General features: G+C 44.4%; 9 protein-coding genes and 1 pseudogene. 5 read left to right on the forward strand and 5 right to left on the reverse strand.

Annotated elements, in window-relative coordinates; translation table 11 throughout:
* Positions 1 to 118: 118 nt before the first annotated feature.
* On the forward strand, positions 119 to 523 hold the full coding sequence (locus tag AACR09_RS04140) for a hypothetical protein (RefSeq protein ID WP_004736563.1): 405 nt from the start codon (positions 119 to 121) through the stop codon (positions 521 to 523).
* 111 nt (positions 524 to 634) lie between these two features.
* On the opposite strand, the gene AACR09_RS04145 is transcribed toward AACR09_RS04140, so the two are convergent.
* Positions 635 to 1228, reverse strand: a complete 594-nt coding sequence (locus AACR09_RS04145) for a hypothetical protein (protein ID WP_029224602.1) — start codon at positions 1226 to 1228, stop codon at positions 635 to 637.
* A 145-nt stretch (positions 1229 to 1373) separates the two neighbouring features.
* Between AACR09_RS04145 and cydH the strand changes: the two genes are divergently transcribed.
* Both cydH and AACR09_RS04155 read left to right on the forward strand, forming a co-directional pair.
* Entirely contained in the window at positions 1374 to 1463 is a 90-nt protein-coding gene (gene cydH / locus AACR09_RS04150) for a cytochrome bd-I oxidase subunit CydH (protein WP_099165371.1), read from the forward strand.
* 41 nt (positions 1464 to 1504) lie between these two features.
* Positions 1505 to 2719 carry a patatin-like phospholipase family protein gene (locus AACR09_RS04155; RefSeq protein ID WP_017088593.1) on the forward strand — a complete coding sequence of 405 codons (1215 nt, stop codon included), beginning with the start codon at positions 1505 to 1507 and terminating at the stop codon, positions 2717 to 2719.
* A gap of 157 nt (positions 2720 to 2876) precedes the next feature.
* Here the strand turns inward: AACR09_RS04155 and pyk are convergent, their stop codons facing one another.
* The gene (pyk, locus tag AACR09_RS04160) at positions 2877 to 4325 is read right to left on the reverse strand and encodes a pyruvate kinase (protein WP_004736568.1); all 1449 of its coding nucleotides are present in this window, start codon (positions 4323 to 4325) and stop codon (positions 2877 to 2879) included.
* Positions 4326 to 4644: 319 nt separating this feature from the next.
* Between pyk and mlc the strand changes: the two genes are divergently transcribed.
* Entirely contained in the window at positions 4645 to 5862 is a 1218-nt protein-coding gene (gene mlc, locus AACR09_RS04165; RefSeq protein WP_004736570.1) for a sugar metabolism global transcriptional regulator Mlc, read from the forward strand.
* Positions 5863 to 6030: 168 nt separating this feature from the next.
* Positions 6031 to 6972, forward strand: coding sequence for a chemotaxis protein CheV (locus AACR09_RS04170; RefSeq protein WP_004736572.1), 942 nt, complete (start codon positions 6031 to 6033; stop codon positions 6970 to 6972).
* A gap of 332 nt (positions 6973 to 7304) precedes the next feature.
* On the opposite strand, the gene AACR09_RS04175 is transcribed toward AACR09_RS04170, so the two are convergent.
* The 3 genes and pseudogenes from AACR09_RS04175 to AACR09_RS04185 form a co-directional block, all read right to left on the reverse strand.
* On the reverse strand, positions 7305 to 10397 hold the full coding sequence (locus AACR09_RS04175) for an error-prone DNA polymerase (RefSeq protein ID WP_193836041.1): 3093 nt from the start codon (positions 10395 to 10397) through the stop codon (positions 7305 to 7307).
* 141 nt (positions 10398 to 10538) lie between these two features.
* Positions 10539 to 12023: a Y-family DNA polymerase gene (locus tag AACR09_RS04180; protein WP_193836042.1), complete on the reverse strand. Its 1485-nt coding sequence runs from the start codon at positions 12021 to 12023 to the stop codon at positions 10539 to 10541.
* A 3-nt stretch (positions 12024 to 12026) separates the two neighbouring features.
* A pseudogene (locus AACR09_RS04185) lies at positions 12027 to 12329 on the reverse strand (translesion DNA synthesis-associated protein ImuA); the annotation flags it as partial.

The raw sequence follows: 12329 nt of genomic DNA on the forward strand, positions 1-12329 counted from the left end.
CTCGATGTGTTGTTACTCGTTCTTGATCGTTTAATGGCTGCGATCTTTAACCAAGTGATGACATCTTTAGCTATGATTCAAGTAACCTACCGTTTTTTCAAAACAGTCTGAGAATATTATGAAACATCGTTACTTGATCGGCCTTATGTGTTGCAGCGGAGCCTCGTTTGCTCATGCTTCTGAAGCCCCAGATTTAGAAGTTGGACTAGCCATCGACCAAGACCTGAGTGTCGTTGTGGAATTTGATCAGAAATACCGTGCTACGATTGGCAATGACGGCGCTGCATTTGACTATATTTTTAAGCGTGGTCAGTTTGAAACTGAAGCGCCTTTAAGTTGGTATGTTGGTGCAGGTGCTTGGGCTGAATGGAATGATGATTTTGGTTTGCGTTTGCCGCTAGGCGTGAAAGTGAATTTCTATGAAGGTTGGAATGCTTACGCACAAGTTCACCCTGAGCTCGACATGTACAAAGGTGTTGAGTTACAAGTAGGCGGTGCACTAGGTGTGACCTACAAGTTCTAAGTTGAACTGAAAACCGTTTTTATAATGAAAAAGCCAGCATCAAGCTGGTTTTTTCATTTCCTTAGAATACTTCTAGTCTAAAGACTTATTGATCCAATATGGGGACTCAACCTAGAAGGTAAAACTCAATCCGACATTGGCTTGGAATTGGTTCATCCAGTCAGTATCAAAGCGGATGATACAGTCTTGGCCATTGCTCGGTACGTTACAAACACCAGAGGTGTCGTTGTCGACCACAGTACCTAGCCAACGTAATTGTGTATTTAACGCTAAGCGGTCACTGAATTTGTACTCTAAGCCACCAAAGATAGAAGTTGAGAACCCATATTTATCTTTCGCCCAATCTACATCAACGTAAGAAGCACCAAGACCTAACCCTAGATAGCCTGACAACGCAGAGGAAGCAGGGTAGTAGATACTGCTTTGAAAGTGCAGGTATTGAATTGAGGAGCTTAGATTGAGCGTTTCTAACTCAGAGCTCTGATTGGAATAGAAAAAGCCGATACGACCTTTCTCAAGCGGAGTTTCAATGGCGAAGGTGAAGTTTTCTGAACCTTCCATATCATAAGTATTACCATCCTGGTCTTCGACGCTACCACCACCTGTATAACCAATCATCGGAGTGATAATAATTTCCGGCGCTGCATACAAGTTTGAAGCGGAAATGAGCGCAACAAGCGCAATCATATTTGCTTTGTTATTCATGAGTATATCCTTATCCATACACTTACTAATTGTGATGGTTACATCAATATTGTGCGACTAATTTCGACGATTCTTGAAGATACTTCACACACCTGATAATACTTAAATAGCGACTCGACAAATTAATAATAAGCCAGAGGTGTTTATGGACCATAACCTGAAAAATGCGCTACAAATAACAGTAGTAATCTACACCATCATTCTTTCATTTGGCTTTATTGCGATTGGTAGCTAATACCATCTATTGCGAGGCTGAGTTTTTATACTCAGGGAATAATGAATAGTGGGATTATAACCAATATTGATTCGGCAATAGACTTAGATTACTACGCTAAGTTTATTGCTGGAAAAACAGCACTGGTTGCCCAAGGCGGCGGACAGCGAAGTATTTTTACGGCTGGTGTGCTGGACGCATTTCTTCTTTCTAATTTTGACCCTTTCGACGAATTCTTTGGCACCTCAGCGGGTGCGCTTAATTTGTGTGCCTATCTGTGCCGTGATAAAGGGCTAGGTCGTTCTTTCGTTCTTGATTTAACGACGGCTCCAGAATTCTTCAATCTTTTCTCTTATATACGAAAGCGACAGAACTTAGGTTTAGAGTGGGCCTTAGAACAGATCATGGCTTACCCATACAAGCTTGATCTTGATTTGGGACGACAAACCTTAGGTGATCGCCATTTCTCTGCGGCAGTAACCGATTCTAAAGATTTACGAGACCATTATTTTCCTCTGATGGGAGAAGACTGGTACAAAGTGATGATTGCGACCTGTGCCATCCCTCGTCTGTACAATGATGAAATCTTCATTGGTGACAGTGCTTATGTTGACGGTGGCGTGTCTGCGTCTATTCCTGTGCAAGAAGCATGGCGTAGGCAAGCTCGATCGATAGTCGTGATACGTACTGAGCCTGTATTGGAAGAGGGAGCCGAGCTATCCAAGGAGATTCAAGGTAAACATGCCTTAATGAAAGCACCTAAGCCTATATCGGCTGAGGAGTTGGAATGGTTCCGTGAGTCGTTTGATAGTGTGCAAGATCATTGGCAACAAAAAGTAGAACAATGGAAAACCGATTGGACGTCATTCTTTCAGCAGCAAATTCTCCGTTCAAAGGAGCAAAAGCGCGATAGAGGGCACCTTGACCTGCTCAATGGTGGACGATGGCTATTTGGTGCTGATGATATTTATCGTTTAAGTCATTTGATTGGCGATAAGTTTGATTCTGGCTTAGCTGACATGTTGATGGTTCATTATCAGACCTACTCATTAACTCAGAACTTTTTGAACTCTCCACCGGACGATGCGTTTGTTGTTCAAATTGCACCCAGCAAACCGCTTAAGTCGAGCTCTTTGATGAGTGACAAGGAAGATTTGTTGTACGATTACGACTTAGGTTTAGAGGCGGGTTACCGATTTGTAGAAACCTATACTTCAACGGAAAACGCTCGCAGCTCACATATGCCACAGTTGGCGACTTGCGCTGCTGATAAATAATATTCGAAATTGATAAGTAATACTCGAATTTGAAAGTTAGTACGCAATGAGCTAACAAGGTTCTGAAGTGAAAAAGGGTTACTGAACTTAGTTCAATAACCCTTTTTTGGTCTTGGCTGGGTCGCTGATCAACGAACTGACCTAAAACACCAACTGATTAAGTGACAGGTAAGATTCTCATGCAGTTGGTTGAGCCCGCCACATCCATAATGTCGCCTTGAGTGACGATCACGAGATCGCCAAACTTAAGATGCTCTTTCTCTTTTAGGCAAGTGAGCGTAGATAGGGCAATGTCAAAGCTATCCTCGGCTTCTGTCTCGAAGTAGATAGGTGTCACACCCCGGTATAAGGTGCACCGATTAAGTGTTCCTTCGTTACGAGACAGCGCGTAGATAGGCATATCAGCACTTAGACGAGACATCATCAATGCAGTACGGCCTGACTCGGTGAGCGTGACTACGCCCTTAATGCCTTCCATATGGTTTGCAGAGTAGATGGTTGCCATTGAGACAGTTTCTTCGGCGGTGACAAAAGTACGGTCAATACGGTAATTAGATTGGTTATTAATGCCCGCCATTTTCTCTGCGCCAATACAGACTTCTGCCATCGATTTTACGGTTTCAACCGGGTAATCACCGGCAGCGGTTTCACCTGAAAGCATGACCGCATCTGTTCCATCAAGTACCGCATTGGCAACGTCCATCACTTCGGCACGGGTTGGCATTGGTGCTGAGATCATTGATTCCATCATCTGAGTTGCGGTGATGACGGTTCTGTTAAGCGCTCTAGCACGGCGTATAAGCTGTTTTTGTACTCCGACCAATTCAGGGTCGCCAATCTCTACTCCGAGGTCCCCACGAGCCACCATGACCACATCTGAGGCCATTATGATGTCATCCATGTTCTCAACAGTGGCTACCGTCTCTGCTCGCTCTACTTTTGCTACAAGGTGAGCTTCTAAGCCCGCTTCTCGTGCAAGCTGACGAGCGTAGTGCATGTCTGCGCCGTTGCGTGGGAAAGACACTGCGAGGTAATCCACTTTGATTTGGGCGGCAGTGACGATGTCGCGCTTATCTTTTTCTGTCAGCGCTTCTGCGGAAAGGCCACCGCCTTTTTTATTGATGCCTTTGTTATTTGACAGTGGGCCGCCAATGATGACTTCTGTATGAACGCGACAGCCTTCCACTTCGGTCACTTTCAGCTGAACACGACCATCGTCGAGTAACAGGATGTCGTTAGCTGAAACGTCGTTAGGTAATTCTTTATAATCAAGACCAACCGCTTGTTGGTTGCCTGCACCTAAACCTAGGCTACTGTCGAGAGTGAATTTGTCACCCACAGCAAGTTGGATTTTACCATCTTTGAATGTCGATACTCGAATCTTGGGGCCTTGTAAGTCACCGAGAATAGCGATTTGAGTGCCAAGTCTTTTTGCAATTGCTCTGACGTTTTCTGCGCGTTGTATATGGTCGTCGCTGGTGCCGTGAGAGAAGTTCATGCGGACGACATTGGCACCGGCTTTGATGATCTCTTCAAGCACGTTACCTTTATCAGTAGAAGGGCCTAGCGTTGTGACGATTTTCGTTTTTCTTAATTCGGCTGTCATGAATACTCCTAGAGTGAGGCCAAGTAATCTTTTAAAAGACTGAATTAAGTATATGCATTAATTGATTATTTATTGGGAGCTAGGGAGATATTTCATTATTTGTCTCTAATTATTGAATTCAGGGCTCAATAACGATGTTTTACTCTGAAAATTAAGTCTCAATTTATCGATTTTGGTGTTAATTTTCCTCGAACTATTTGACTCGATACACAAAGATTCATGTATATACGTGATACTGGTCACGGCGATATACCAAGTGACTTCACAATTACTTCGCAAAGTAAAAAAATTAACTCGTTGATGATTTCTGGAGCGTAAAATGTACATGGCTCAACCGGGCCATATTGATCATATCAAACAGGTCAATGCTGGTCGTGTATATAAACTAATTGACCTTAAAGGTCCTATTTCTCGTATCGATCTGTCCAAGCAAAGTGAGTTGGCTCCGGCGAGTATTACTAAAATTACCCGTGAACTCATTGAAGCTCACCTTATTCACGAAACGACGGTTCAAGAAGCCACGACTCGTGGGCGTCCTGCTGTCGGTCTGCAAACCAATAACGAAGGTTGGCAGTTTCTGTCGATGCGTCTTGGTCGCGGATACTTGACGATCGCGCTTCATGAATTGGGCGGCGACGTGCTTATCGATACCAAGATTGATATTCATGAACGTGACCAAGATGATGTACTTGCGCGTCTTCTACATGAAATTGATGAATTTTTCCAAACCTATGCTGAGCAACTCGATAGGGTAACAAGCATTGCGGTTACGCTACCGGGCCTTGTGAATTCTGAGCAAGGTATTGTGTTGCAGATGCCGCACTACAACGTTAAAAATTTAGCGTTGGGTCCTGAGATTTACAAAGAAACAGGTCTGCCTGTCTTTATTGCCAATGATACCCGAGCTTGGGCATTAGCAGAGAAGCTGTTTGGTCACTCACAAGATAACGATAATTCAGTTCTTATCTCGATTCACCATGGTGTCGGTGCTGGGATCATCCTTGACGGCCGAGTGTTGCAAGGTCGCCACGGTAATATCGGTGAACTTGGGCATATCCAGATCGATAAGCAGGGCAAACTTTGTCATTGTGGTAACCGAGGCTGCTTAGAAACAGTCGCGAGTTCTCAGGCGATCCGTGATCAAGTAAAAGAGCGACTGGCTAATGGTGAATCATCGTCCTTAACTGTGTTTGAAGATGTCACTATTGAACAGATCTGTGCTGCCGCTGCTGATGGCGATCCATTGGCTGTTGAAGTTATTGAACAGCTAGGTCGTTACTTAGGTGCCGCGATAGCGATTGTGATTAACCTTTTCAACCCTGAGAAAATCTTGGTGGGTGGTGTTATCAATCAGGCTAAAAGCGTGTTGTACCCTGCGATTCAAAAGTGTATCGAAGAGCAGAGTTTATCGGTTTACCATCAAGATTTAGAGCTGGTGGAATCTCGATTCTATAAACAAGCAACCATGCCTGGTGCTGCGCTTGTTAAACAAGCCTTATATGATGGCCAACTGTTAATGAAAGTTGTTGAAGGTTAACTCCTTATACTCGTCTTTTAGCCTCACCCGAAACCTTTCCATGTACTTAAGCTTTGTATAACATCATTTGTTGTACTTAGTTTAAGTATTCTGTGCATTGGCGCTTTGCTTTAACCTATTGAAGTAGGCTATTGTAGCCACAGTTATTATTTGTCACTAAGGTGTTGTATGTCTGGCGTTTTAAATTCGGTTGATCAGAGAACCAAACTGGTCGGTGAAAACCGTCTGGAGCTCTTGTTATTCAGCTTAAACAGTCGTCAACTTTTTGCGATTAACGTATTTAAAGTGAAAGAAGTCCTAAAAGTGCCAGTACTCACTCGGTTGCCGGGCTCTCACCATCATATTACGGGTGTTGCGTCTCTACGTGGTGAATCGGTGCCTGTTATCGATTTGCGTAGCGCGATTGGCTTCCCACCGTCACGAGATGAGACTCAAGAAAATAACTTGATCATCACGGAATACAACCGAACTGTACAAGGTTTCTTGGTAGGACAAGTGCGTAATATCGTGAATACGACGTGGACTGAAATTCAGCCGCCTCCAAAGACAACGGGTCGTGCCAATTACCTGACGGCTATCACGCATATTCAAGAAGAAGAGCAGCACAAGATCGTTGAGATTATTGATGTTGAAAAGGTACTCGCTGAAATCATCGATTATGATGTTTCGATTTCTGACGGTGTATTAGATGAGCAACTTGCCAATGAAATGGTTGGACGTAATGTACTTATCGTTGATGACTCTTCAACCGCGCGTAACCAGATCAAAGGTACCTTATCGCAATTGGGTTTGAACATTATTGAATGTTGTGATGGTTTAGAAGCACTGACCTTACTTAAGGGCTGGTGTGATGAAGGCAAAGACATCAATCAAGAAATATTGTTGATGATCACCGATGCCGAAATGCCTGAAATGGACGGCTATAAGCTGACGCATGAAGTGCGTACGGATCCAAGAATGCATGACCTATTCATCACGCTAAACACTTCATTAAGTGGAAGTTTTAATGAAGCTATGGTTGAGAAAGTCGGGTGTAATCGCTTTATTTCTAAGTTCCAACCGGACCTTCTGGTTGAAGTGACTCAAGAGCGAATGCGTCAGATTTTATAATTAAGATTGCTGTACGGTTATTTTGAGTGACCTTATGGAAAACGTTTGCTAATATTCATACAGCATATTTTTCTTAACGAAATATGCTCAACTACTAGCGTAACTTTTCACACACAATCTAAGGTAGTTCCTCTTAATGATATGGTTGACTTCTAAAGTCGTAATGACTTTGAGCTTATTACTGTATAGGGAATTTAAGAAAAGACGTACGGAAGCTGAAGTTGAGTCATAACTCAACAAATTGAATTGAAGGGAAGCTGATGCTTCCCTTTTTCGTTTCTCCGTCTATCGTTTATTAGTCAATGAACGATAGAAAAACAGTTGATACATCGCTAATGAAAATCCCGAGACTTGGTGTTCAAGCCAACAATCTCCTCGGTAATATCGATGAGCTTACCCGCGATAACATGCACGACTTCCCCTTCTTTTTCTAATATCCCTTGTACCTTTAAAGCCTTGGCTGTGAGATAAGCTTGCTGTTGCGCGCGCGCGGTTGCTCCCCATACCACGACATTAATATTGCCAGTGTTATCTTCCAATGTGACAAAGGTGACCCCAGCTGCGGTGCCGGGTGATTGCTTACCCGTGACTAATCCGACAACGGTGACCATGGATTTGTGTCTCTGTTGTATTAAGTCCTTCATGTGTGTGAATCGACCTAATCGATTGGCTTCTTCGAGCAAAGTGATTGGGTGTTTGTTTAATGAAATCCCGACACTGGTGAAATCTTCGAGTAGATCTTGCATCTCATCGGGTTGATGCAATGAGATCTCGCCATTATCATCTTCTGCATAGTCATCGACTTGGTTAAACAAAGGTAGATCAGAGGCTGAGTCCATCATTGCCCAACGCGTCTGAAAACGATCTCCTGAGACATTATTCAGCGCATTTGCGGAGGCCAGTAGTTCGATATCTTTCTTATTCATCGACAACTGTTTCACCTGGCTAGGGTGGCGATAACCGGATTGCGGGCGATTGGCGAGCACACTTTGAATTCCATGTTCGCTGAATCCTCTGATTTGTCGCAACCCTAAGCGAATCGCTAAACCGTTCTGATGTTCAACGACTATGTGGTTGTCTTGTGACGCGTTTACACATACCGGAAGAACCACCACACTATGTCGTTGTGCGTCTTGTACCAACTGTGAGGGGCTATAAAAACCCATAGGCTGGCTATTCAGCAAAGAAGCGTAGAAACATTCTGGGTAGTAATATTTCAACCAAGCTGAGCAATACGCTAATACTGCAAACGAAGCGGAGTGGCTTTCAGGAAAACCGTACTCGCCAAAGCCGCATATCTGTTTAAAGATCTGCTCAGCAAACTCTGTCTCATAGCCGCGCTTTTGCATTCCTTCGATGAGTTTGTTTTTAAACTTAAAGACGTTGCCATTTTTTTTCCAAGCGGCCATCGCGCGTCTGAGCTGATCCGCTTCACCACCTGTGAACCCTGCAGCGACCATCGCGAGCTTAATCACTTGTTCTTGGAATATCGGTACGCCTAAAGTGCGCGACAGTACCGACTCCACATCTTTAGATGGATAACTGATTGGCTCAATGCCATCTCGACGTTTTAGACACGGATGCACCATATCGCCTTGAATAGGCCCTGGACGTACGATAGCGATTTGAATCACCAAGTCGTAATAAGTCCTCGGTTTAAGCCTTGGTAGCATGCTCATTTGCGCTCGTGACTCAATTTGGAAGATACCGACCGTGTCTGCCCGTTGAATCATGCCGTAAACCTGAGGATCGTCTTTGAGGCGTGTGATCTCTGCGATCGTTAGCGAGCGATCATGAATGCGTTTGATTAGGTCAAAACATTTACGAATCGCAGAGAGCATACCCAGTGCAAGCACATCGACTTTAAGCAGTCCCAAGGTTTCTAGATCATCCTTATCCCATTGAATTATGGTTCGTTCGTGCATCGCGGCATTCTCGACAGGAACCAGTTCATACAAAGGCCCAGAAGAGATCACAAAGCCACCGACGTGCTGAGATAAATGGCGTGGAAAGCCGATGATCTCATTCACCAAGTGGATAAACTGTTGCCCCTTCAACGAATCAGGTTGTAGCCCCAATTGAGTGAGCTGAGCCTGCCAACCTAGGCTTTTGTCCCTACGGTTGGTGTTCTTGATGAAGTAGTCGAGCTGGGTTTCTTGTAGCCCTAATGCTTTACCGACATCTCTTACTGCACTTTTGAAGCGATATGAAATCACAGTTGCGGCAAGCGCAGCGCGTTCTCTACCGTACTTTTGATAGATGTATTGGATGACTTCTTCACGGCGTTCGTGCTCAAAATCGACATCAATATCGGGCGGCTCATCGCGCTCTTTACTGATGAAACGTTCAAATAGCACTGAGATCTGTCTTGGATCGACAGAGGTGATTTCTAAGCAGTAACAGACCACGGAATTGGCCGCTGAACCTCGACCTTGATAAAGAATACCTTGGCTTTTGGCAAACATGACGATGTCATGAATGGTGAGAAAGAAGAAAGGGTAGTTGAGCTCACCAATCAATCCGAGTTCTTTATCTATGATTTGTTGAATATTGCTAGGCACACCTTGTGGGAAGCGAGCCCGTTTTCCCTTTTCGACCAACATGCGCAGATAACTCATGGGTGTCTCACCTTGAGGAATCAGTTCACTGGGATATTCGTAGCGCAAACTGTTTAACTCAAATTCGCACAGTTCTGAGATTCGGTTGCTCTCTTCTAGCCATTCCGCTTTGAAAATACGTGAGAGCTTATTGATGCTTCGTAAACAGCGCTCGGCATTAGCGAGTAAGTGACTACCGACTTCGGTAATGGGCTTTTGGTAATTTATAGCAGTGAGTGAGTGCTGCAAGGGTAAGCGGTTAGCATTGTGCATCAACACACCACCACAAGCTGTTATTGGCAGTTGGTGATGTTGTGACAGCTCAACGCAGTAATCTGTGTATTGTTGGTCGGTTTGTTTTAGGTGTCGTTGTAAGCCGATCCAAAGCCGGCCTGTATGATGCTGGGAGAGCCATTGCCCCCAGTGTGCGTCTTCATTTTTCTGTTGAGGGAGCCAAAGAATAAAACAATGCTTAGCCGACATGATATCCCACTCAGAGAGCTGATAATGTCCCTTTCTGCTACGACGTCTCGCGTTGGTAATGATACGGCACAGTTCTGCATAGGCTGTTCTATTCGGACATAACAACACTACTTGGCACTCTTCATTTAACCAAAACATGCTCCCGACAATTTGCTTGAGCGACAGTTTATGTTGCTTGATTGCAGAGTGAACCTTAACGATGCCCGCCACCGAGCACTCATCAGTGACAGCGAGTGCTTTATAACGTAAGAAGTCGGCCTGTAAAACAAGCTCTTCTGCGTGTGAGGCTCCCTCAAGGAAGGAGTAATTACTTTGGCAAAATAGCTCTGAGTATTGCTGAGACATAACGTAATCTTACTTAACCATTGCGAGTGAACATGATTGAAAAGGGATGTTGAAATTGAGTACGTGGAACGGACGAGCTAACGAAGTTTCTTACTGACTTTTTTACAGACTAGCTTTCTTACTGACTTACTTTCCTACAAGCTAGCTAAATAAGCCGTGTAAAAACCACTGCTTATCTGGCGTTCTAAAGATCCATAGCCACCGACCATTTTCGCTGTGAGCAATAAAGTAGTCACGAATGATTTTCTCGCCATCCCACCAGCCAGAAACAATGCGCTCAGGGCCTTGGGATAAGGTGACATTTTCGGTTAGGGCTTCGGGCTCTGGCAATAAAATACTGGGCCTGAGTCGCTGTTGGTTGATGTTGAGAGTCGCTGTTTGTTGCTCGAACTCTGGGGGTGTTTGCCTCTTTGCCATAGACTTACTCAGTGTTGGAAGCGAGTACTGATTGGCATTTTCTGGCCTTGGGTCGTGTTGTATTTTCGGTGTTTGAATGCAGGCTTGCCCTAACTTAGCTTGCAGTAATGAGAGCAAATCTAACGCGGCCAGTGTTCCTGTATTGCCATCAAAAAGATCACGGTAGGCCATTTGCGGTTCTCCATGACGAATTACGGAAAGGGTCAGCCCCTGAACCGGTGCCGTGATCTTCAGTGATTCTAAGGTGAGATGAGTCAGGTTCGCCCACTTTGCAGCAAGGTAATCACCTTGAGCAGAATAAAAAGAGACAGGGTGGTCGTCTTTATCTCTCAGATGCAAAGTCAGCGTTAACTCGAAAGCAACTCGGTCGCGTAGCTTCAAAAAACACTCGAGTTGATTTAATAATTTCAGTAACGGCTTTTCGATAAACAGGATGTTTTCAATATCAAACAACAGCTCCAAATATTGCTGAAAATTCTCCGGTGGATGATAGAAATCAATCGGGTGCTTGAACTGGCCGTTAAGGCGACCGACATAATTCACCAAATCGATATCAAAGCGACGTGCGACATCTTGCAAAGGCAGTTTCAATAGGTCATCCACTAAGTTAATGCCGACACGGTTCAGACGTTCCACTTGCTTAGTTGGCAGCTCGCTGGAATTTAATGCTTGTTGATTAACCCAAACTTTCATTTGCTCAACATTATTAGTGACTTGGTTGATGGATTGCTTACCCAAAAGGATCGCAGAAAGTGGCGAGTAACCCGTCGCGAAGCTGAACTGGATATTGAGCGTTTCTAAGTGGCTTTTGAGCTCATGCCAGTAGTTATCTAGCCCATCGTAAAGTGACAGCATATTAGAAGCTTTAATCAACAAACCATTCGGTGGTAGTAAAGCCATGTCAGAAGTGACTAAATACGCCCATTGAGTGATCTCTTTGAGCTTACTTTTTTCTAGCTCAATACTGTAAGGGTGGACGTGTAAGTTATGGCAAAGCGCCGCCGCAGACCCTAGCCCCATACCAAGTGAAATTCCCGATTGCAGCGCAGCTTGGTTAGCTTGCAGCACACGGTGATCTTTTTCATCCACGATGATAATAGGTTGCTCGTGTGACTCTTCATTAGAGTGAACTTTCTCGGAATTAGATAGCTCAGAATTAAACAAGGTATCCAACTGCAGAGATGGAAAGTGCAGATAAAGCCACAACATACGCTAGCCTTGTTTCGCAATAGGAAAAGCCAGCACGGTGTTATTTGATAAAGCACTATGTGAACTGTCTTGAAGGGTGATTTTTTCAGTGAGTAACGGCCAATTTTGGCTCATGTCTAGAATAAAGCTGCCATACGACCAACTGCCTTTCCTTTTTGTGACCTCAACCTTTAACCCTTGGGCGTGAGAAGATAGCTTCATGCTTAGAGAGACGGGTAGGGATAACTGATTATGGCTGGTGGCCTTAAAGTGAAATTGCAGACACTTACCGGTTTCGCTTGCTGCTTGCAGGCGCTTGGTTTGGTG

Origin of the sequence: Vibrio sp. OPT20, from assembly GCF_963889365.1 — a bacterium.
In the GTDB taxonomy this organism is placed as follows: domain Bacteria; phylum Pseudomonadota; class Gammaproteobacteria; order Enterobacterales; family Vibrionaceae; genus Vibrio; species Vibrio splendidus.